Origin of the sequence: Streptacidiphilus sp. MAP12-20, from assembly GCF_041262525.1 — a bacterium.
GTDB lineage: Bacteria > Actinomycetota > Actinomycetes > Streptomycetales > Streptomycetaceae > Streptacidiphilus.
On sequence record NZ_JBGCCK010000010.1, the window covers coordinates 177,757 to 197,592 of the forward strand.

Below are 19,836 nucleotides of genomic sequence, written 5' to 3' on the forward strand. Positions count from 1 at the left end.
CGGCCCGGCTGAGTCAAGGAACTCCCGCTGTACAGTGACAACGTGAGTCACTCGATGATCAACGGCATCGAGTTCCAGACGGTGCTCGAACCAGACGGAAATCTCGGCCACTGGATGAGGGTCGATGACGCGCTGCAACGCGCTGCCGGCATCAGCGCGGGTGACACCGCGACGGTCGACATCGAGATGACTGCGGATTGGTCAGAGCCGGGCATTCCCCCGGATCTTGCGACAGCTCTGGCAACCGCACCGCTGCAGATCCAGAGCCTCTGGAACGAGATCACCCCGATGGCGCGTTGGGAATGGGTGCGCTGGGTCAACGCCACAAGGAACCCTGACACGCGCAGACGACGCGTCGACGTGAGCATCTCGAAGATGCAGAACGGGAAGAGACGGCCCTGCTGTTTCAACCTCTCCGCCTGCACCGACCCGGACCTGTCGAAGAACGGCAAACTCATCGAGTCAGGGGACGGCCACACCTGATCGCCCGGACAGACAGGAGGTGACAACGCCGCCCCCTCCCGACAGGACTACCGCTCCGAACGCCTCGTGTAGGCCGGTCAACCGCAGCGCCGGTAGCCGACCGTCGTTCGCCGATCTCGGCTCATCGGCGTTCCGTCGGGTCGATGTAGGAGCATCATCCATCAGCGAAGCCCCGGAAATCGCGATCAGGCGGCCCCCTGGCGCGGTAGCTGTACAACACGACGGCGTCGACGCCCCGCACCGCCTCCGACGAGACGTTCCCACTCGGGATCGGGGAGCCCCGGCACCGTACGGCCGAGCGCTACCCACAGCTCCGCAGTCTGCTCGTACAGCGGCGTCTCGCCAGACCGCCCGTGTGAAGGCGCCGGGGCCCCGGTCCCAATGGTCACATCCTCAACAACGACGAGGACGGCCAGGGAGCGTCGCAGGGTCCACCGGGCGGCGGAGCGCACCTCCAGCGCCCACGCCTGGCGCACGCGATCAACGGTGCGCCCGTCCCCGCGACGGTCAGTTACCCACCCGATCGGACGCGACGGCGCGCGGCCTCCTTCATGCGCTGCTGAGCTGAGCGCGCACCCATTCCCCGCGAGAAGGAGCGCACCGTGCCGCAGAACGGCATCACCCCGCAGAACCCCGACCTCGACGATGACGATCTCTATGTCGTGGGAGATCAGGACGGCCAGGTCGACTACCTGGCTGAGGCCGATACCGCTGAGCTCGGTGATCTCGACGACGTGCTGCGCGATGGCTGGCCGTCGATCAACAGTGATCAGTGAGCGGTTGGCCCGCCATCCACCTCACCAGGTCGCGCGGCTTCGACAGTAGCGTCCTATGGCCTCGATGATCTGGTCGGCGGTCTTGGTCCACCTGAACGATTCTGCGTCCGCGTTCCAGAACTTCCGCCACTCTTCGAGTGCGAGGGTCACCTCGCCAGGTGGAACAGAAGCCCCCTCGGTCGAGCCGACGAAGCGGGAGCTCGGCGGAGTGCATCTCGAAGCGGGGGTGCTCCGGTAGCCACTTCTTGACCGCCTGGGCCGGATCTAGTGGTGGGTCGCCTGGGTTCAGCGGCGCGTTGTGCGGATTGGGGCGGTCAGGTTCTGCTTGTCGATTGCCATCCTGCGATCAGTGCGCTGACCGCGTCCGCCCAGATCGGCGCGCTGTCTGGCTCAAGGCCCGACGCGGCAAGCCGGAGGTCCAGCGCGGCGAGTCCCTCGCACAGGCTACTGAACTGCCAGGCGGCTTCCTGAAGCGTCCGGCCCCCCGCACCACCGGAGTCCCGAAGTCGCCGGATCCGCTCGAGGAGAGTCTCCAGAGCCCCCACCCTGGCCGGTTCGAAGCGCTTGCTGACCTCCGGGGAGGCGGTGGCCCGCTGCTGGAAGGTGACCTGGAAGAGCGCGGGATGGGCCAGCGCCCATGCCCGGAATCCCGATACCGCGGCCACAATAAGGTCCGCAGCGGGATCTTCGGTCCTGGGCAGTGCCGCGACTTTCGCCGCGAGCAGCGCGAACCCCCGCACGCCCAAACCGGCGAGCAGGGCGTCCTTGGAGCCCAGGCTGGTGTAGACGGCCCGTGTCGTGGCCCCCACCTCGTCGGCGACCCGGCGCACGGTCAGCGCCTCCAGACCCTCGGCCTCCAGGATCCGCTCCGCCGCGCCCAGCAGCGCCTCGGCTGTCTCCTCGTTGTGCACACGCTTGCGTCCCACCTTGACAGCATAGCGGAACACTATTACGTTACAAAGAAACGAAACATTGTCGCGAAATCGAGGCGGCCTCGTCTCATCGCGATGAGACATCTCCGAGGAGGTGCATCATGGCAACCGCGACCGACCTGAAGACCGGCCTGGCCTACGACATCGAGGGAACGGGCACGCCCGTCGTGCTCCTGCACGGGCTGACCTTCGACCGCCGCACGTGGCGGCCGGTCATCGAGGGGCTGGGCGGCTCCTTCACGAGCATCGCGATCGACCTCCCGGGGCACGGCGGCAGCGGCGGCCGGGCGACCCGGCTGGCGGACGTCGTCGAGCAGATCCACCGGCTTCTGGAGTCGCTGGACATCGCACGCCCGGTCGTCGTCGGGCACTCCATGGCCGCCGCGATCGCTGGTCTCTACGCGTCCACGTACCCGGCGCGCGGCATCGTCCTGGTGGACCAGGCGACGGAGGTCCTCCCCTTCGCCCAGATGCTCCACCAGATCGCACCGATGCTGCACGGCCCCGCCTTCGACCAGGTCTGGCCGAACTTCGAGAACAGCCTCGGGCTCGACCGCATCCCCGAACCCGCCCGCACGCTCGTGCTGGACACGCACAACGTCGACCAGGACGTCGTGCTCGGATACTGGGATGAGGTCCTGACGACCGATCCGGCCGAGCTGCAGGCCCGGATTGACGAAAGCGCGGCCAGGATCCAGATCCCCTGCCTCGCAGTGTTCGGCCGGCCCGCCACCGACGGCGAGCGCGAGCGGCTCGACCGCATGCCGGACGCGCAGATCGAGGAGTGGGTGGGTGACGGGCACTTCGTCCACCTCGTCGACCCCAGGCGGTTCGCCACCAGGCTTCGCACCTTCATCGACTACTGCGACCAGGTTGCCTGACCAAGGAGCGCGGCCGGACCCGGAGGTACCCGGCATGCGGGATTAAGCGGTCGACAGACTGGGGCCCTCTGGCGGCACAGGAATCCGAGGCGTCAGACGCCCGCGAGCTTTCGTGAACCTCTGGCCACCCCGCCGCGCTGGAGGCGGTAGAACGTGCCGGGGTGGCAGGCGTTTCCATGCCGAAGGGTGCGACATGTGGATCCTGCGGATCATCGGAGCCGTTCTGGTGGTGCTGGGCGGGGTGTGGATCGCGCAGGGGACCGGGGTTCGCCCGGTTCCATGATGACCGGGCACCCGGCTACGCGGTATTGCGAGCGGTGACCGTCGTGTCCGGGCGGGTGCTCCTTGCCCGGAGCTGGTTCCGCCGCCGAGGGTGACGGAGTCTTCCGCACTGATGGACGGCAAGCGGGGTAGCGACGCGGCGGTTCGCTGGCGAGTCCTCATTGATGGACTCGTCCTTCTCGTGTCGATGGAGAGCCGGTGGTTGCCTGCCCGCGGCTGGTGCGTCAGGCGAGGTGGCTGCCGCGCAGCACGAGCAGGGTGGCGTCGACGCCGGCCAGGCCGAGGGTGGCCAGGAAGGGGAGACGACTGCGGGGATTGCCGACGGTGGGCAGGGCGGCAGGAAGGGCGACCGCCAGGGCCAGGGCCGCGGTGACGGCCAGTCCCAGTCGACCGGTGAGGCCCTGCGGGCCCGGGGGACCCAGGAACAGCACGCTGGACGCCCCGAGCAGGGCGACAGCCGCCGCCACGCCGGAGCGTTTTCGACCGAGGCGCTGAGGCAGGCCGCGAATGCCCGCGGCCAGATCGGTGTCGATGTCGGGCAGGACGTTGGTGACGTGGGCGCCCACGCCCAGCAGGGCGCCCGCCGCCACGAGCCAGAGCGGGGGCCAGGGATGGCCCGGCAGACCGAGCACGACGAACGCGGGCAGGAGCCCGAAGCCGATGGCATAGGGCAGCCAGGAGAACAACGTCGCCTTGACCCCGAGGTTGTACGTCCAGGCGGCCGCGACCCCGATCAGATGGGCCGATCCGGCGAGGACGCCGCTGGCCAGGGAGAGCGGGACGCAGAGCGCCAGGGCGCCCCCGGCGGCGGTCGCCACCACGTGGGCTCGCACCGTGCCGGAGGCCAGCGGCTTGTCCCGGCGCTCCGCGTCCAGGTCACGGCGCAGGTCGATGCAGTCGTTGCTCCAGCCGACCGAGAGCTGCCCGGCGAGTACGGCCAGCGCGACCAGCAGGCAGCCGCGCAGGTCGCGCCCGGAGGCCGCGGCGAGCGCGGTACTCAGGGCCGTGACGGCGCCCGCCGGCGCGGGGTGAGCGGCCAGCAGCAGTCCGAGCACGGGCGCGACGGTCCGCGCCCGAGGCGCCGGGCCTTTCGCGCTCTCTTCGCCGAGACTGCTGACCTTGCCGACCTTGCCGACCTTGCTGAGCACGCTGTCATGCTACGCCCGGAAACGCCAGTGATGACTGATTCATGATAGTTAGTCACTTTCTCACTATGCTGGCGTCATGACGCGAATCGTCGCTGTGCATGGCGTACTCCCCGAGCACCGCTACGAGCAGAGCGACATCACCGAGGCCCTCGCGGCCATACTCCTGCCACCGGACGGCGACCGGGGGGTGCTGGAGCGGCTGCACGCGACCTCTCGCGTGCAGGGACGCCATCTGGCGCTGCCGCTGGAGCGATACGGCTCGCTGAGCGGCTTCGGCGCGGCCAACGACGCCTTCATCGAGCTCGCTCTCCCTCTCGCGGAGCAGGCCGTACGCGGCGCGCTTGCGCAGGCGACGCTGCGACCCGAGGACATCGACCTGGTCGTCTCGACCTCGGTCACCGGCATCGCCGCGCCCTCGATCGAGGCGCGCCTGGCAGGACGTCTGGGACTGCGGCCGGACGTGAAGCGGGTCCCCAGCTTCGGGCTCGGCTGCGTCGGCGGCGCCGCCGGGATCGCCCGGCTGCACGACTACCTCGAAGGCCGCCCCGACCACGTCGCCCTGCTGCTCTCGGTCGAACTGTGCTCACTGACCCTGCAGCGCGCTGACGCCTCTCCGCAGAACCTGGTGGCCAGCGCCCTGTTCGGCGACGGCGCCGCCGCCCTGCTGGCCGTCGGCCGCGACCGCGCCCACACCCGACCCCGCCCCGCCCCCACCGTGGTCGCGACACGCAGCCACCTCTACCCCGGCACGGAACGGATGCTGGGCTGGGACATCAGCGACAGCGGCTTCCGCATCGTCCTCGGCGCCGACCTGCCGGACCTGGTCCGCACCCACCTCGGGGAGGAGGTCCGCGCGTTCCTCGCCGACCACGACCTGAAGACCGAGGACGTGACGGCCTGGGTCTGCCATCCCGGCGGCCCCAAGGTCCTGGACGCGGTCCGCGAGGCGCTGGCGCTCCCGGCCCGCGCGCTGGAGCTGACCTGGCGTTCGCTGGCCGAGGTCGGCAACCTCTCCTCGGCCTCCGTTCTGCACGTGCTGCGCGACACGCTCGCGCTGCGACCGCCCCCGCCGGGGACGCCGGGCCTGCTGCTGGCGATGGGCCCCGGATTCAGCACCGAACTCGTCCTCCTCCGCTGGTAGCCGCCACATGCCCACCCTCGACCCCTACACTGCTCTCGTCCTCCTGGTCGCCCTCGAACGCCTGGCCGAACTTGTTACCGCGCGCCGCAACGCCGCCTGGAGCGATCGCCACGGCGGGGTGGAGTACGGGCGCGGCCACTACCCGGTGATGGTCGCCCTGCACACCGCACTGCTGGCCGGCTGTCTGCTGGAGACCGGCCTCGGCCACCGCCCGTTCCTGCCCGCGCTCGGCTGGCCGATGCTGGTCCTGACCGTCGCCGCCCAGGCGCTGCGCTGGTGGTGCATCACCACCCTCGGACCGCGCTGGAACACCCGGGTCATCGTGGTCCCCGGACTGCCCCTGGTCACCGGCGGCCCCTACCGCTGGCTGAGCCACCCCAACTACGCGGCCGTCATCGTCGAGGGAGCGGCGCTCCCGCTGGTGCACTCCAACTGGCTCTCCGCCACCGGCTTCACCGCCCTCAATCTGCCGCTGCTGGCCACCCGCGTGCGCTGCGAGAACGCGGCGCTCGCCGGGTCGGCCCCGCCGGCCGCCGAACCGGCCGCACCAGCGGCACCGGCCGGGCTGTGATCGACCTGCTGGTCGTCGGTGGCGGCCCCGCCGGACTCGCCACAGCGATCCACGCCGCCCGAGCCGGACTCGACGTCGCCGTCGCCGAGCCGCGCCCCGCCCCCATCGACAAGGCGTGCGGCGAGGGACTGATGCCGGGAGCCGTCCACGCCCTGGCGGATCTCGGCATCGCGATCGAGGGACAGCCCATCCGGGGCATCCGCTACCTCGACCACCTCCGCAGCGCCCAGGCCCTCTTCCAGGGCGAATCCGGCCGGGGGGTGCGGCGCACCGACCTGCACGCTGCCCTGGCCCGCCGCGCCGCGGAGCTCGGCGTGCCAGTCCTCCCGCTGCGGGTAGGCGCCGTCCGGCAGGAGCACTCCGGGGTCTCCGCCGCCGGAATCACCGCCCGCTACCTGGCCGCCGCGGACGGCCTGCACTCACCGATCAGACGTCAGCTCGCCCTGGACCGGCCCGACCCGAGGCCGCCGAGGTACGGGCTGCGCCGTCACTTCGCGGTTCGGCCCTGGACCGACTGCGTCGAGGTGCACTGGTCACCACGGGCCGAGGCCTACGTCACCCCGCTGGCCCGCAACCTCGTCGGCGTCGCCGTGCTGACCTCCGAGCGTGGCCCGTTCGAGACGCACTTGGCGCAGTTCCCGGCCCTGGCCCGGCGGCTGCCCCCGACAGCTGCCACGGCGGTCCGGGGGGCCGGCCCCTTGCGTCAGCTCGTCCGCTGCCGCGTGGCCGGACGGGTGCTGTTGGTCGGCGACGCGGCGGGCTACATCGACGCTCTCACCGGGGAGGGCGTATCGCTGGCCCTGGCTTCCGCCGCCGAACTGGTGCACTGCGTCCGCGCCGAACGCCCGCAGGCGTACGAACACGCGTGGCGCCGCGTCTCACGCCGCCACCGCCTGCTCACCGAGACCCTGCTGTGGGCCCGTCACCGGCCCCGCCTGGCCTCCGCCATCGTTCCGGCAGCGGCCCGCCTCCCCGCCGTCTTCACGGCCGTCGTCAACCAACTCGCCTGACACCAGCGGCGAGCGGCCCGTGCGGGAGCCCGGGGCCCTCCGCCGTGCTTCGGACCCCGGGGCTGTCCGTCAACGGTCCGCTGCGGGGAGACGTCCTGGCCACGCGCCGCGTGGTGCCCATAGAGAGGGCGCTGGGGGCTGGATGGTGTCGGCCGGGGCAGAGTCGCGGGGCGCCCCGTCCTGCGACCCGCGGCCGGCCGCACGATGCCCACTGAGGTCCCGACCCGTGCACCGTGCCGTCCCGGGTGTTCGCGACGCCGGAATCAGTACTTGTGGCCGCCGGAGGTGCTCGGGGCGGGGGCCGCCGGGGCGCTGGTGATCGCGTTTCCGTCGACGCCGACCACGTACCAGGTGCCGCCGAACGTCGTGAGGCCCTCGCCGTTCACGTCACCGGCCTTGGTGTCGTGGGTGAAAGTATAGAGGGGGTGACCGTGGTAGGCGTCCTGCATCGTGTGGTCGGTGCGTGCGGTCGTGCCGACCATCGAGGCGGTCAGACCGCTGCTGGCCGGGGTCCCGGTCGTCACATCCGGCGGCCATATCGAGGCGCAGGTGCCGTAGCACGTCGACTTCATGCCCGAGTCCGCGGTCAGAAGATACAGGGTGCGGCCGGAGCCGTCGACGAGGATCTGCCCGTACTTAACCGTTCGCTTGTCTCGGCAAATCGAAACGATCAACACCACCTTGCGTCGATTGGGGGGAAGATGGTGGTTTCCCACCTCATCCCACCCACCCGTCTCGGTAGCGTCCGTAACCGTGAAACGAATCGCCCTCATCGGCTGCGGCGGCAGCGGCAAGACGTGGTTGTCGAAGCAGCTCGGGGAACTCGTCGACGCTCCGGTCACGCACCTGGACGCCGTGTACTACGACGACGGCTGGAACGCGCTGGACAAGGAGAAGTTCGCCGCGATCCAAGAGGAACTGGTCTCCGCGCCGGCCTGGGTGATCGAAGGGAACTACGCGGGGACGCTGCCGATCCGGCTCGCCCGCGCCGATACCGTGATCTTCCTGGATCTGACCGCACGGGTCTGCCTGTGGGGGATCGCCCAGCGCCGTCTGCGGTACGGCGGAGGCCAGAACGACGCAACCGGCGTCTACGACCGGATCACCTGGTCGTTCCTGCGCTACGTGTGGCAGTACCGCACGACGATGGCCCCGCGCGTGACACAGCTCATCCAGTCGCACGCGGGCGACGCGACCGTGCACCACGTCACCAGTCGACGACAGGCCCGCGCCCTGCTCGGCCGCTTCACCGAGACGAACACCACCGCGGCATCAGGCCGCTGAGCGGGCTGCTGGCGCTGTTCCTGATGATCAGCGCAGTGACAGGCTTCAACTTCATGCCAGACACGTCCGGCAAATCCCTTGAGCAGATCGAGAATGAGCGCGGCGTGTGACGATCTGCACGGACGGAAAGCCTGGCTCCAGTGGGTCAAACGCGGTGTAGCTCCGCGGCGGGCCGAGTCGCCGGGGTCCGACACAAGTCGGCGGCCTGGAGGGCCGAAAGTTAGGCCTGACCTGCGGGGACATTGCTGCGACCGCCTGGAGGGCGCGTCTCTAGGGTGGGTCGTTTCCGCAGGTCACACGCGGTGTCCCGCGTTCCGGCCCGACGATTCATCGGCACCCGCACAGTCCAACGACGAGATCGCCGCCACCTTGTCCTCAAACCCGCGACGGTCAAGACGCACGCCAATCGCGCCATGGTCAAGATCGGCGCCCGCGACCGCGCCCAACTCGTCGTCTTCGCCCCCGCAGCGGCCTCGCCGACCCGACATAGCAACGCCTGCGCAAAAGCGGCCGCATCGCGGAGCCGACGCCGATGACCTGCCGGAGCCGGGAGTCAGCGGTGGGCCCGTCGGCCGGACTCAGGTCCTCCCGCTCGGCCGGGACTGCTGGACGAATTTGTGGGCATGCGAACTCGGGCACGGCGCACAGAGCAACAGACGGTGAGGTAGCCGGTCTTGCGCATATCGCAGTTGAGCGTCAAGAACTTCCGCGGGATGAGGGAGTTGACGCTTCCGATGTCGTCCTTTCTTCGCTGGCTGGCTGTGAGCGCGGGTCGTCGGTGACAGGGAGGGCGTTCATCGGGTTTCGAGGATGCCCTTCAGGACGTTGAGGTTCCTGGCGACCGCGTGTTTGACCCGGGGGCCGGCGATCGCGGCGATGGCCTTGAGGGCTCCGGGTGCGGTGACGTGGAAGGTGTTGACCAGTCGGGTGGCGTGCTGGTCGAGCGGGGTTAGCCGGTAGGAGGCGGTTCCGGTGAACGGGCCGAAGTTGCCGTCCATGGTCAGCAGGTTCGGGGGGTCGTACTCGATGATGCGGAAGTGCTCCTCGGCCGGGCGCGGAATCGTGCGGGTCTGGCGGTAGGTCGAGCCGACCCCGATCGGTCCGGGGGAGGTCTGCTCGGTGTGGTCGAGCGCGTAGTTCCAGCGTGGGAGGATCTCGGGCCGTGCGAGGTAGGCGAAGACCTCGCCGACAGGCGCGTTGATGGTCACGGTGTTGTCGAATCGCATGATCGTTCCTTGCCTGGGCGCGCGGTCGGCACGTCCCGTGCGGGTCGTAGGGTCAGTCGAGGTCGAGGCGTTTGTTGAGGGCCTCGCCCGAGGGCAGGGTGTCGATGAGCCTGTGCAGGAATTCGAGGACCGCGTCGGCTTCCAGGCCCTCGGAGACGGCGTCGAGCAGGGTGTACATGTCCTGTTCGATCCCGGCGACCGTGGTGGCCAGGCGTTCGCCCTCGGGGGTGAGGCTGAGTTGGAGGTAGCGGCGGTCTTCGGCGTCGGTGCGGCGCTCGACCAGGCCGGCGGCGACGGTGCGTTCGACCAGTCGGCTGGGGTTGGTGCCGCTCTCGCACACCAGGAGCTGTCCGAGCCCGTTGAGGCTCAGGGTGCCGTGCTGCTGGAGCAGGCGCAGCACCTCAGCCTGCGACGGGGTGATGCCGTGGGGTTTGAGGGCCTGGGTCAGCAGCCGGTTGCCTTCGCGTTGGGCGGCCAGGATCGCGAACCGGAGGTGTTCGGCCTTACGCACCGGCGGCCTGCCGGGTGGCAGGCAGGCCGGCGAGGAAGTCCGTGACTGCGGTGGCGTAAGTGGCCGGGTGGGAGAAGCGGAACATGTGGCCGGTGCGCGGCAGCACGACCTCCCGGGCGTCGGGGATGCCGGCGAGCATGATCTTGGAGGCGTTCTCGCCGATCAGCACGTCGTGCGAGGGGGTCAGAATCAGGGTCGGGACCTGGACCCGGCCGAGCACGTCGACGTAGTCGGCGGTGAGGGCGGCCTGCACGCGGGCACCGTAGGAGGGGGCCGGGGTGTTGGTAATGAACAGCTCGCGGCTGTTTGCCTCGGCCCAGGGCACCTGGCCCTCGCCGTCGAACGGGGAGGCGAGGCGGTGGACGTGGGCCCGCAGCGTCAGCTGCCGGTAGAGCGGGCCGCGGGCCTTGCCCATCACCTGCGCGAGCGCCTTCAAGGGCTTCGAGTCGACCGGGTTGGCCGCGAATCCGCCGGACAGGACCAGGGCGCGCAGGCCCCGCGGGCGGCGGGTCGCGAGGGCGAGCGCGATGTTCGCGCCGAACGAGTCGCCGACCAGCACGTAGTCGTCCAGGTCCGCGATCGCGTCTTCGACGTAGTCGGCGTAGCGCTCCATGTCGTTCACGCCCTCGGGCAGGCGCAGCGTGCGCTTGGGCGCCTCGCCGTAGGGGGCGAGCTGTTCGGCGCTCCACGGGGCGCCGGAGAAGCAGGGGATGAAGACGAGGGTCGGGTTCTTCGCTGCAGTGTCCATATCCAATAGATTACACGACACATGTGTTGTGACATATGTTAGCTGGGTCACATTTCAACCCAGCGGTGGCGCATGTCGCCGCCCGAACGTGGTGAGTTCGCCTTGGATCCAGCGGTAGCCCCAGGACGGACGGGTTCTCGCTGACCAGGCGCAGGCCAACAGGTGCGCACACGATGCCTGCGCCGGCGCTGGGGGCGGCCTGACAGTTCACGGCCGGCCACTCCCCGGTGTCCCGGCTGCCGCCCCCCGTGTGCTGCGGCTGCGCGCAGCACACGAGGCTCCACGGCACGCGGCACCGACCACGAGGAGCGGGTGCACCGGCGCGCACGGTACGTCTCCAGAGCGAGCAGACCGGCCCCGAGGCCGCCGGCGCGGTGGCCAAGCGCCGCCGGCACCACCTGCGGGCGTGCCTCGAAGGTGAGCCGCGCGTCGAGTGCCGCTTCCAGCGGTTCGAGCAGGAAACCACCCGCACGGGCGAGGCCGCCGCCGACGACGATCCGCCGCGGGTCGAGAAGCGTGACCGCCGCGGGAGCGGCAGACGGCTTCGACCCCGCCGACACGCTGATATATGTCGTCGACACTGGGCCGAAGGTCTCGCCCACCCGCATCCTCACGAACGGCGGGCCCGGCCACCGGGAACCCGAGGGCTCCAGTGTGTCGACGACCGGTATCGCGGGGCTACTCCCCTTCGCAGCCGCCACTCCACCTCGCCGTTCGATGAGGTGGCCGGTCGAGCGAGGAACTCACCGCGCGAGCGCGGATCACGGCGGAGCAGCCCCAACAGGGTGGAGGTGATGGTGGTGCAGCCGGTGGCCTGGACCCCGCGCAGGGTCATGCAGGTGCGTTCGGCCTCGATGGGCGTGGCTTCGCCGCCCTGGTCATCCCGCTGGCGCTCTGTCAAGAAACGGCCAGGTGAAGCTCATGTCCTGGGCAAGCGTGCCAGTGGATCTCCCCACCCTTGCTCCGGCTGAGGGGTAGCGCGTTGGATCGCAGGGCTAGGCTCGCGGTGATCAAGACTGAGTAGAGGGAGGTGTGCGCGTGGATCTCACTGGGCGCACGGTGGTGATTACCGGGGCCGGACGTGGGTTCGGGCGAGCGTTGGCGCTGCAAACAGGACGGTTGGGTGCCCGCATATTCCTGTCCGCGCGATCTCTGACTGCAGCCCGGACAGTGGCCGATGAAGTAGCAACCGACAGCGGCGCGAAAGCGGACGCGTTCGCCTGCGATCTGGCCGACCCGGCCTCCATACGGGCCTTCGCCGATGGGATCACCGCTCGCGCCGACCGGGTGGATGTGCTGATCAACAATGGTGCCCGCTACCTGGAGGGTCCCGATCTGTGCGACGCAGACGACGACGCGATCGCCGACACCATCGCCTCCGGAGCCACCGGCACGCTGCTGACGGTCAAGCACTTCCTGCCGCTGCTGCGCGCCTCCGACGGTGCGGACGTGGTCAATCTGGTCTCCTCGGCGGCGGAAGCCCGCAACCACCGTTCCCAGGCCCACCCCGCGTTCTACGCGGCGAAAGCCGCCCAGGCCGGCTTCGTCGACATCCTCTCCCACCGGCTCCGACCCGAGGGCATCCGCGTCATCTCGCTCTACCCACCGGACTTCATGGACGGCGACTCACTCCACCCCACCTGGGATCACGCTTCCCGGACCACCAGCGACCCGCTGACCGCCCAATCCGTGCTCGACTGCGTCCTGTTCGCGATCGGCCAGCCGCGAGACTGCTTCATCCGCTCCTTCCACTTCGAGCAGCTGTAGGCGCCCGCCCAGACCCAACGCGCCCGCCGAGACCCGACACCGCCGCACACAGTCGCCCCTCACCTGCTTGCCGGGCCAACTACCTGAGGAACGAGAGCGGTCGGAACCGCCTTTCAACGAAGAGCAGCGTCGATCCAGCCCGTCCGACCTCGGGGGCCGAGGTGACGGCCCGCTCACAGCCCGACGACGCAGGTCTCGGCTTCCGCGTCACTCACAGCCACCCAGTCCGGGACCGCGGTGCAGCTGAAGCTGGGCGGCCTGCCGTCGGCCATCACCTGCCGTCTGGTGGTGCACGCCCGCGACGGCCGCACCGAAATCGCAGCGACCTGGGCGTCGGGCTACGCCACGAGCGTGAGCATCCCCGCCTCCGCCTCGATCAGCCCGCAGGACATCAACCGGATGGACGTCCTCGACGCCTCCGGCCGCCTGCTCGTCGAGATTCCGCAGACCTGACCCCGCCCGCCCCCGCACGCCGCGTCGGCTCGCGACGCTCAAGCCAGTGAACCCGGCAAGCGCGGCAGGCGTAGCCAAGGCAGGCGAGAGCTGTCCCGCGCGCGCCGGGATCAACCCGAAAGGAATGGTGACATGCCCCCAACACCGATACCCGAATCCCAGGGCGACGCCGGCCGGGGTGAATGAGATGCGCTCCGGCACAGCAGCGACTGAGCCCACCCATCGGTTCGCCGTCGCGACCGTAGCCGCCCTCTGGGCGCTGCGATTGCTCACAGCAGCCGGCCTCGCGGTGGACGCCTACGTGCACGCGGACCTGGCTCCCACCTACGACTTCAGCGGTCCTGGAATCAGCCAGGGCCAGCTCTTTCGCATCGAGGCCGCGGCCGCCGCCCTGGCCGCCCTGCTACTGATCCTTTTCGGCACCCGGCGACTGGTCTGGGCCTATGCGCTGAGCGTGGCCGCAGCCGGCGTAGGCGCCGTGCTGCTCTATCGCTACGTCGACGTCGGCGCGCTCGGACCGCTGCGCGACATGTACGAACCTGTCTGGTACCCGGAAAAGACCCTCTCCGCCTTCGCCGAGGCCGCCGCGGCCCTCCTGGCCGCCTTCGGCCTGCTCCTGGCCCACCGCCGGAGCACGAGCGGGCGCTGAAGCCCACTCCCTGGGCGAGTTGTAGGGTGGCCGCGCCGCCAGGATACTGATCTTGGTCGGCTTCGGCGGCTAGGGTGCCGGTGTGCCTGTGACCATGGATCGTGATGATGTCGTCGAGCAGCTCGAGCCCTTCCGGCGGGAGCTGACGGCCTACTGCTACCGCATGTTGGGTTCGGCCTTCGAAGCCGAGGACGCCGTCCAGGAGACGCTGGTGCGGGCCTGGTCGAAGTTCGACGGCTTCCAGGGCCGCGCCGCGCTGCGGACCTGGCTGTACCGGATCGCCACCAACGTGTGCCTCGACATGGCCCCGGCCGCGCAGCGCCGCGCCCGGCCGATGGACCTGTCCGCGCCGTGCTCGGCCACCGCGCCGAACCTGGCGCAGCTGGAGGAGAACATCTGGGTAGGGCCGATCCCTGACGAGCGGGTGCTCTCCGGTGACCCGGCGGAGATCGCGGTCGGGCGTGAAACGATACGGCTGGCCTTCGTCTCCGCACTGCAGAAGCTGCCCGCGCGCCAGCGCGCGGTGCTGATCCTGCGTGAGGTGTTGGCCTGGTCGGCGGCCGAGACCGCCGAACTGCTGGAGACCTCTGTCGCCTCCGTCAACAGCGCACTTCAGCGTGCGCGGGCCACGCTCGCCGACAGCGGCGGCGTACCGGAGAGTGACACCTTCAAGCCGCTGGACGAGACCCAGCAGGCCCTCCTGGCGAGGTACGTCAGCGCGTTCGAGGCGTTCGACATCGACGGGCTGAAGAGGCTCCTGCACGAGGACGCCGTCCTCAACATGCCGCCGTACCAGATGTGGGTGCAGGGCGTGGTGGAGCTCGGCGAGTGGTGGCTCGGCGCGGGCTGCGGCTGCCGGGGCTCGCGCATGCTCCCGGTGGAGGCGAACGGAACGCCCGCCTTCGCGCAGTACCGGCCCGCCGAGGACGGCGACGGCTGGACGCCGTGGGGCATCACGCTGCTGGAGATCACCGACGGCAGGATCAGCGCCATGACCAACCACATGGACACCGAGCGGCTGTTCCCGCTATGGGGCCTGCCCATGCGGCTGGCCGCCGACTCCGCCGGGAGCTGATGCCTCGGCCTCGCAGCCGAAGGCTTCCGCCAGGCCGGTCAGGGTCAGCAACAACCGCAGCCGCGCTCCGACCCCGCGCAGCACGAGCTCGCGTCCGGCGCGCCGCGCGGTCAACCGCAGCCGGGCCAGGTGGTCGAGGTCGGCAGGCATGGGGTGCTCCAGGGCGGACACGTCGCAGATCACGACCACCGCCTCGGGGTGGTCCGCAAGCAGCGCGGCCAACTGGTCACACAGAAACGGCCCGCTGCCGGGACCGAGCTGGTCCAGGGTGAACACGACGGTCTTCATACCGATTCAGACCGCCCAGGAGCCTTCGACTCATCGGTGCGACGGCCGGACGTCCGGACGGCCCGAGAAGTTTCTTGGAAATCTCTGCCGAGCAGCGATGAGTTCCGCCGCGGTGCTCCGTCTGACCGGGTGAAGCAATCGATACCCAAGCTTGCAGGAGTACCTCATGAAGAAGATCGTCGCAGGCCTGTTCGTCTCGCTGGACGGCGTGGTGGAGTCCCCGGAGAAGTGGAGCATGCCCTACAGCACCCCCGAGGTCACCGCGTCCCTGATGCGGCTCTTCGAAGATGCCGACACCGCCCTGCTGGGCCGCCACACCTACCAGATGTGGAGCGGCTTCTTCCCCCACGTCACCAACGAGCAGGTCCCGACCGCCGACTGGATGAACGCCGCGCCCAAGTACGTCGTCTCCTCCACCCTCACCGGCGTGCAGGAGTGGCGCAACAGCCACCTGATCACCGGCGCCGATGTCGCCGGCCAGATCCAGGAGCTCAAGCGGCAGCCCGGCGGCAACATCAACGTCGGCGGCAGCGTCACCCTCGTCCAGTGGCTCATGCGCAACGGCCTGTTGGACGAGCTCTACCTCCAGATCGATCCCGTCGTCGCCGGCACCGGCCGCACCCTCGCCGACGGCGAGCAGATCCCGATGACCCTGGCCTCCACCCGCTCCTTCAACAACGGCGTCATCGAGGCCCACTACACCCTCCAGGCCCGCTGAACACACACCCCACAGGCAAACCGAATCCGCCGAGAATCAGATACGAGACGCAAGGAACCCAAGATGCGCACCCTGATCAGCTCCGCCTTCATCTCTCTCGACGGCGTCGTGGAGGCCCCGGGCGGCGAACCCGGCTACCGGAACTCCGGGTGGACCTTCAAGGACGTGGAGTTCCTCCCCGAGGCCTTCGACATCAAGGGTCGCGAGCAGCAGGAAGCCGCCGCGATGCTGCTGGGCCGGGTCAGCTACGAGGCGTTCAGCCCGGTGTGGCCGACCATGCCGGAGTTCGCCGACTACAAGGTGATGCCGAAGTACGTGGTCTCCACCACCCTCACCGAGAGCGACCTGGTGTCGAACTGGGGCGAGACCACGATCCTGCGCTCGATCGACGACGTCGCAGCGTTGAAGGAGACCGAGGGCGGCCCGATCATCCTCCACGGCAGCGCCGCCCTGAACCAGAGCCTGTCGGACGCCGGCCTGATCGACCGTTACCACCTGCTCGTCTTCCCGCTGCTGCTGGGCGCGGGCAAGCGCCTGTTCAGCGCCACGGACAGGGACGCCCAGAAGCTGAAGCTCGTCGAACAGGAGGCCTACGCCAACGGCATCCAGAAGAACGTCTTCGACGTCGTCCGCTGACGTACCTCCCTGTCGGTGCCGCGGCAAGCTCACCCTGGACGGGAGAACCCCAGAGTTCCGGGGCACCGAGCAGGCCATCGCCCTCGGCCGCCTGCCCCGACTGGCACAGCGAGCCGGACCTGCTCATCGGGGAGGGCGAACTGGTCGTCGAGCACCCTGCAGTACCCAGGCACTTTCAAGGCCGCCGTGCCGATCGATGCCTACTTCATCCCGTACTCGCTGCTGTGGAAAAGGCACGAGGCCGACCGTCTCGCCAACAACCCCCAGCGGATGCTCCCCCGCAGCACCGCCGACCTGGACACGCTGGCCACCGCCAGGGGCGCAGAGCCCTACGAAATCAACGGGGTGAAGGCCTTCATCACCAAGGCCTCCGCCACCGTGAAGATCACCAACCTGGAGGTCCCCCACGCCCAGTACCTCACCTCGGACTTCAAGATCGTCATCCCCGCCGGCTTGGAATGGCTCAGCCAGCACCTCGCAGCCCCTACCGCCGGCTGACCTTGGCAGAACCGAGGGCCCTCACAACGGCGTAGCGTGAAGGGCCGGACTCAGTACTTCGCGTCCGCCGAGAGGAGCCCTCAGGTGAGAGCTGACTGGCCAATCACTCCATCTGAGGAAATGTCCAGCTCTCTTGGTGGAGTGGCTGTCGCGCTGCGTCGGCTTGGCTTCAGCGAGTGGCTGCGCCGTGGTCCGTCCGCGCGGATCGCCGCGCTGGCCGGCAGTCGGGCTGCGACGGACGAGCTGCTCGCGGTGCTGCACAGGGACGGCTGGGTGGAGTTCGGGTTCTGCGCGGCGAAGAGGTCGGCGAGCCAGGCCCTGCGCCGACCGGCGGCGCTGGCCGAGGTCACCGCCCTGCATGGTCTCTTCCTTCGGATGTCGCAGGAGCCGGGCCGGCGTTGGACCGGCGCGAGCTGGATGCTGTGTGTCACGCATCTGGGGTTGCTGGAGGAGCGGCGTCATCTTTCCGCCGCGGACGTGCTGAGTCTGGCCCGGGGGAACCTCCCGGCACTGGCCCGTACGGGTGGCCGCCGGCTCGGGTTCTGGGCCATCGCCTTGGATCTCGCCGACGGGCGGATGGCCCGGCGCAGCGGGACGACGTCGCCGTTCGGCGCCTATGCGGACACCTTTGCGGATGCCGCCTTCTGGACCTGGCTGACGCTGTGCGGCGAGCGGGACCCGCGCTGGCGCCGGGCGGCGCTGCTGCTCTGGGCTGCGCCCGTGGCCGCGGTGACCGTCGCCAGCCTGACGCGCGGGCGGATGGTGGACGCCCCGCGTCCCGCACTGTTGCGGCCCGCCGCCGCCATGCAGCTTGTCCTCGCCGTGCGCCGCTGGCGCGCAGGGCGGCAGGTCGGTGGCGAAGTGTGAGGACGGACACCGAATCGGGGCCCACAGTCGTTCTACGGTGAGGAACGGGGGCGACGAGCGACGAGGAAGGCAGGACAGATCATGGTGCGTGCGGTATGGAACGGCGTGGTGCTGGCCGAGTCCGAACAGACCCTCGTCGTCGAGGGGAACCACTACTTCCCGCCCGAGGCGCTCCACAACGAGTACTTCGCGGACAGCAGCTCGCGGACGCTGTGCCCATGGAAGGGCATCGCTCACTATTACGACGTGACCGTCGACGGGCGGACCAACCCGGGAGCCGCGTGGTTCTACCCAAGGCCGAGTCCGCTCGCGCGGAAGATCAAGAATCACGTGGCGTTCTGGCACGGCGTCGTCGTGGAGGAGTCCCACGAGACCGCCACCGAGCGGCGGGCGTGAACGATGGGCTGGCCCCTGCGTCTCGCTGTCGGCTCGCTCGTGGCGGGCGGGGCCCTGGCCACGGGCTACTGGGGGCTGGTGTCCGGCGCCGTCCCGGTGGATCTCGGGGTGGGGCGGCGCGTGCGGCCGCTCGGACCGCAGACGGTGGAGATCGCCGCGCCGCGTGAGCTGGTCTTCGACATCCTCGCGCAGCCCTACCTGGGACGCCCCACCCGGGCTCAGCTCGAAAAGGTCCGGGTGCTGGAACGCGGCAGCGACCTGGTGCTCGCCGCGCACACCACCCCGCTGGCGCGAGGGCGGCTGAACGCCGTGACCGTGGAGACGGTCCGGTTCACCCGCCCGGACCGGATCGATTTCCGCCTGACCCGTGGCCCGGTCCCGCATGTCGTTGAGTCCTTCACTCTGACCGAGACCGCGGCTGGGGGAACACGGCTGGAGTACGCGGGCGAGCTGGGCACCGACCTGTGGGCGCTCGGCGAACGCTGGGGGCGTCTGGTCGCCGCACAGTGGGAGGCCACCGTGGCCTCCTCCATCGCCTCCGTGAAGGCGGAGGGGGAACGCCGCACCGGCGCGCGCCGCTGAAGCAGGGCGGCGAAGCCCTCAGTCGCGTCCCGCCGGCCCGGCGCTTCGGCCGACGAACGCCAAGGCCTCGCGGGCCAGCGTCGACCAGTCCTGGCCGGACTCCGGGGCGAGGCAGAGCCACTCGCGCATGGGCCGGTCACGGCCGGCGTCGAACCGCTCGCCCTCCGCGGCCTCCACGAGTTCGTCCACACGGCGGCGTGGCAGCTTCAGCACCAGGCGTTCGCGCACGAGCATCGCGAAGATCTTCCCGTGGACCTTGAGCGCGGCGGAGCCGAATCGGCCCTCGCGTCCCGGCGCGTCCTGTGGTTCGGTCACACCCTCCAGGGAGCTGAGTTCGCCTACGAGGGCGTCGAAGCGCTGCTCCGCGGTGACGGGCCGGTCAGCCATGGGCGGGCGATCCTTCGCTCGCACGTGCTGTCGGTGAGCGCGCTTACAGAAGCCTCGGGTTCGGCGCGCCTACGGTGGCGTCATGGTGCTGCGGATCGTGCTCGGTGCGGTGTACTCGGCCATGGGCATCGGCCAGCTGGCCTCGCTATCGGTGATGCCGTGCATCCTGGGTGCTTACGGTCTCGTGCGCGGCCCGGCGGCCGGGGCGATGGCCGTTGTGCTGATCGTGGGCGAGTTGGTGTGCGGGCTGTGGCTCCTGGCCCGGCCCCGCTCGACGGCCGTGGCTCCGGTGTGGGTGTACACCGCCGTATCGGTGGCCTGGACCGTACTCGCGGTCCAGGCCTACGCGCGCGGGCTCACGGTCACCAACTGCGGCTGCTTCGGTCGCTACCTCGGCCAGCACCTGAGTGCCTTCACGCTCGCCCAGGACGCCCTCACCCTGGTATACGCGGCCGTGCTCCTGCGATCCGCCCGCCGTGCCCGCGCCGGGGCCGGTCACCGCCAGCCTGTCCCGATGGTGTGATTCA

28 protein-coding genes and 1 pseudogene are annotated in these 19,836 nt (G+C 69.9%); 19 read left to right on the forward strand and 10 right to left on the reverse strand.

From position 1 onward, the window contains the following. Nucleotides 1–42 precede the first annotated feature (42 nt). Nucleotides 43–483 (forward strand): YdeI/OmpD-associated family protein, encoded by a 441-nt coding sequence (locus ABIA32_RS16100; protein WP_370095498.1) that lies wholly within the window; start codon nucleotides 43–45, stop codon nucleotides 481–483. Between the two features lie 602 nt (nucleotides 484–1,085). Next, on the forward strand, nucleotides 1,086–1,259 hold the full coding sequence (locus tag ABIA32_RS16105) for a hypothetical protein (protein ID WP_370095500.1): 174 nt from the start codon (nucleotides 1,086–1,088) through the stop codon (nucleotides 1,257–1,259). A gap of 314 nt (nucleotides 1,260–1,573) precedes the next feature. Here ABIA32_RS16105 and ABIA32_RS16110 read toward each other — a convergent pair whose 3' ends face one another. After that, nucleotides 1,574–2,185 carry a TetR/AcrR family transcriptional regulator gene (locus tag ABIA32_RS16110; protein ID WP_370095503.1) on the reverse strand — a complete coding sequence of 204 codons (612 nt, stop codon included), beginning with the start codon at nucleotides 2,183–2,185 and terminating at the stop codon, nucleotides 1,574–1,576. A 107-nt stretch (nucleotides 2,186–2,292) separates the two neighbouring features. On the opposite strand from ABIA32_RS16110, the gene ABIA32_RS16115 reads away from it, so the two are divergent. Then, a complete protein-coding gene (locus ABIA32_RS16115) occupies nucleotides 2,293–3,072 on the forward strand; it encodes an alpha/beta fold hydrolase (RefSeq protein WP_370095504.1) in 780 nt (259 codons plus the stop codon). A 506-nt stretch (nucleotides 3,073–3,578) separates the two neighbouring features. Here ABIA32_RS16115 and ABIA32_RS16120 read toward each other — a convergent pair. Continuing rightward, complete coding sequence (locus tag ABIA32_RS16120) at nucleotides 3,579–4,502, reverse strand: UbiA family prenyltransferase (protein ID WP_370095507.1); 924 nt, start codon at nucleotides 4,500–4,502, stop codon at nucleotides 3,579–3,581. Nucleotides 4,503–4,578: 76 nt separating this feature from the next. Between ABIA32_RS16120 and ABIA32_RS16125 the strand changes: the two genes are divergently transcribed. Genes ABIA32_RS16125 through ABIA32_RS16135 form a run of 3 tightly spaced genes read left to right on the forward strand, consistent with a single transcriptional unit; the run spans nucleotide 4,579 to nucleotide 7,224 of the window. Continuing rightward, entirely contained in the window at nucleotides 4,579–5,643 is a 1,065-nt protein-coding gene (locus ABIA32_RS16125; RefSeq protein ID WP_370095508.1) for a type III polyketide synthase, read from the forward strand. A 7-nt stretch (nucleotides 5,644–5,650) separates the two neighbouring features. After that, nucleotides 5,651–6,214, forward strand: a complete 564-nt coding sequence (locus ABIA32_RS16130; protein WP_370095510.1) for an isoprenylcysteine carboxyl methyltransferase family protein — start codon at nucleotides 5,651–5,653, stop codon at nucleotides 6,212–6,214. Continuing rightward, a complete protein-coding gene (locus tag ABIA32_RS16135) occupies nucleotides 6,211–7,224 on the forward strand; it encodes an NAD(P)/FAD-dependent oxidoreductase (protein WP_370095513.1) in 1,014 nt (337 codons plus the stop codon). Before ABIA32_RS16130 ends, ABIA32_RS16135 begins: the two co-directional genes overlap by 4 nt. A 263-nt stretch (nucleotides 7,225–7,487) precedes the next feature. Here the strand turns inward: ABIA32_RS16135 and ABIA32_RS16140 are convergent, their stop codons facing one another. Next, the gene (locus ABIA32_RS16140; RefSeq protein ID WP_370095514.1) at nucleotides 7,488–7,997 is read right to left on the reverse strand and encodes a hypothetical protein; all 510 of its coding nucleotides are present in this window, start codon (nucleotides 7,995–7,997) and stop codon (nucleotides 7,488–7,490) included. Between ABIA32_RS16140 and ABIA32_RS16145 the strand changes: the two genes are divergently transcribed. Continuing rightward, on the forward strand, nucleotides 7,978–8,508 hold the full coding sequence (locus tag ABIA32_RS16145) for a topology modulation protein (RefSeq protein WP_370095517.1): 531 nt from the start codon (nucleotides 7,978–7,980) through the stop codon (nucleotides 8,506–8,508). The two genes, ABIA32_RS16140 and ABIA32_RS16145, sit on opposite strands and share 20 nt — an antisense overlap. Before the next feature lie 330 nt (nucleotides 8,509–8,838). Next, nucleotides 8,839–9,044, forward strand: a pseudogene (locus ABIA32_RS16150) (LuxR C-terminal-related transcriptional regulator); the annotation flags it as partial. Nucleotides 9,045–9,302: 258 nt separating this feature from the next. Here ABIA32_RS16150 and ABIA32_RS16155 read toward each other — a convergent pair. Genes ABIA32_RS16155 through ABIA32_RS16175 form a run of 5 tightly spaced genes read right to left on the reverse strand, consistent with a single transcriptional unit; the run spans nucleotide 9,303 to nucleotide 11,894 of the window. Next, a complete protein-coding gene (locus ABIA32_RS16155) occupies nucleotides 9,303–9,734 on the reverse strand; it encodes an SRPBCC family protein (protein WP_370095518.1) in 432 nt (143 codons plus the stop codon). 52 nt (nucleotides 9,735–9,786) lie between these two features. After that, nucleotides 9,787–10,245, reverse strand: a complete 459-nt coding sequence (locus tag ABIA32_RS16160; protein ID WP_370095521.1) for a MarR family winged helix-turn-helix transcriptional regulator — start codon at nucleotides 10,243–10,245, stop codon at nucleotides 9,787–9,789. Further along, entirely contained in the window at nucleotides 10,238–10,993 is a 756-nt protein-coding gene (locus tag ABIA32_RS16165) for an alpha/beta fold hydrolase (protein ID WP_370095524.1), read from the reverse strand. The genes ABIA32_RS16160 and ABIA32_RS16165 overlap by 8 nt, the downstream gene beginning before the upstream one ends. Nucleotides 10,994–11,040: 47 nt before the next feature. After that, a complete protein-coding gene (locus ABIA32_RS16170) occupies nucleotides 11,041–11,601 on the reverse strand; it encodes an ROK family protein (protein ID WP_370095526.1) in 561 nt (186 codons plus the stop codon). Nucleotides 11,602–11,603: 2 nt separating this feature from the next. Further along, entirely contained in the window at nucleotides 11,604–11,894 is a 291-nt protein-coding gene (locus ABIA32_RS16175; protein ID WP_370095529.1) for a GTP cyclohydrolase I, read from the reverse strand. A gap of 137 nt (nucleotides 11,895–12,031) precedes the next feature. Between ABIA32_RS16175 and ABIA32_RS16180 the strand changes: the two genes are divergently transcribed. From ABIA32_RS16180 to ABIA32_RS16195, 4 genes are all read left to right on the forward strand, one after another. Beyond that, nucleotides 12,032–12,760, forward strand: a complete 729-nt coding sequence (locus ABIA32_RS16180) for an SDR family oxidoreductase (protein WP_370095725.1) — start codon at nucleotides 12,032–12,034, stop codon at nucleotides 12,758–12,760. A gap of 237 nt (nucleotides 12,761–12,997) precedes the next feature. Beyond that, a complete protein-coding gene (locus ABIA32_RS16185; RefSeq protein ID WP_370095532.1) occupies nucleotides 12,998–13,213 on the forward strand; it encodes a hypothetical protein in 216 nt (71 codons plus the stop codon). Between the two features lie 187 nt (nucleotides 13,214–13,400). Continuing rightward, nucleotides 13,401–13,862: a hypothetical protein gene (locus ABIA32_RS16190; protein WP_370095534.1), complete on the forward strand. Its 462-nt coding sequence runs from the start codon at nucleotides 13,401–13,403 to the stop codon at nucleotides 13,860–13,862. A 94-nt stretch (nucleotides 13,863–13,956) separates the two neighbouring features. Beyond that, the gene (locus ABIA32_RS16195; protein ID WP_370095536.1) at nucleotides 13,957–14,937 is read left to right on the forward strand and encodes a sigma-70 family RNA polymerase sigma factor; all 981 of its coding nucleotides are present in this window, start codon (nucleotides 13,957–13,959) and stop codon (nucleotides 14,935–14,937) included. On the opposite strand, the gene ABIA32_RS16200 is transcribed toward ABIA32_RS16195, so the two are convergent. Then, a complete protein-coding gene (locus ABIA32_RS16200; protein ID WP_370095538.1) occupies nucleotides 14,890–15,225 on the reverse strand; it encodes a hypothetical protein in 336 nt (111 codons plus the stop codon). The two genes, ABIA32_RS16195 and ABIA32_RS16200, sit on opposite strands and share 48 nt — an antisense overlap. A 166-nt stretch (nucleotides 15,226–15,391) precedes the next feature. Here ABIA32_RS16200 and ABIA32_RS16205 point away from each other — a divergent pair, with 166 nt between their 5' ends. The 6 genes from ABIA32_RS16205 (at nucleotide 15,392) to ABIA32_RS16230 (ending at nucleotide 18,922) form a co-directional block, all read left to right on the forward strand. Continuing rightward, the gene (locus ABIA32_RS16205) at nucleotides 15,392–15,943 is read left to right on the forward strand and encodes a dihydrofolate reductase family protein (protein WP_370095541.1); all 552 of its coding nucleotides are present in this window, start codon (nucleotides 15,392–15,394) and stop codon (nucleotides 15,941–15,943) included. Between the two features lie 63 nt (nucleotides 15,944–16,006). After that, nucleotides 16,007–16,579, forward strand: coding sequence for a dihydrofolate reductase family protein (locus tag ABIA32_RS16210; RefSeq protein WP_370095543.1), 573 nt, complete (start codon nucleotides 16,007–16,009; stop codon nucleotides 16,577–16,579). Nucleotides 16,580–16,765: 186 nt separating this feature from the next. Then, nucleotides 16,766–17,077 carry a hypothetical protein gene (locus tag ABIA32_RS16215; protein WP_370095546.1) on the forward strand — a complete coding sequence of 104 codons (312 nt, stop codon included), beginning with the start codon at nucleotides 16,766–16,768 and terminating at the stop codon, nucleotides 17,075–17,077. A gap of 120 nt (nucleotides 17,078–17,197) precedes the next feature. Further along, the gene (locus ABIA32_RS16220) at nucleotides 17,198–17,944 is read left to right on the forward strand and encodes a CDP-alcohol phosphatidyltransferase family protein (RefSeq protein ID WP_370095548.1); all 747 of its coding nucleotides are present in this window, start codon (nucleotides 17,198–17,200) and stop codon (nucleotides 17,942–17,944) included. Nucleotides 17,945–18,025: 81 nt separating this feature from the next. Then, complete coding sequence (locus ABIA32_RS16225; RefSeq protein WP_370095551.1) at nucleotides 18,026–18,340, forward strand: DUF427 domain-containing protein; 315 nt, start codon at nucleotides 18,026–18,028, stop codon at nucleotides 18,338–18,340. 3 nt (nucleotides 18,341–18,343) lie between these two features. Then, on the forward strand, nucleotides 18,344–18,922 hold the full coding sequence (locus ABIA32_RS16230; protein ID WP_370095553.1) for an SRPBCC family protein: 579 nt from the start codon (nucleotides 18,344–18,346) through the stop codon (nucleotides 18,920–18,922). Between the two features lie 18 nt (nucleotides 18,923–18,940). Here the strand turns inward: ABIA32_RS16230 and ABIA32_RS16235 are convergent, their stop codons facing one another. Beyond that, nucleotides 18,941–19,309: a hypothetical protein gene (locus tag ABIA32_RS16235; RefSeq protein ID WP_370095555.1), complete on the reverse strand. Its 369-nt coding sequence runs from the start codon at nucleotides 19,307–19,309 to the stop codon at nucleotides 18,941–18,943. 82 nt (nucleotides 19,310–19,391) lie between these two features. Between ABIA32_RS16235 and ABIA32_RS16240 the strand changes: the two genes are divergently transcribed. Beyond that, nucleotides 19,392–19,832, forward strand: a complete 441-nt coding sequence (locus ABIA32_RS16240) for a MauE/DoxX family redox-associated membrane protein (RefSeq protein WP_370095557.1) — start codon at nucleotides 19,392–19,394, stop codon at nucleotides 19,830–19,832. Nucleotides 19,833–19,836: the final 4 nt, after the last annotated feature.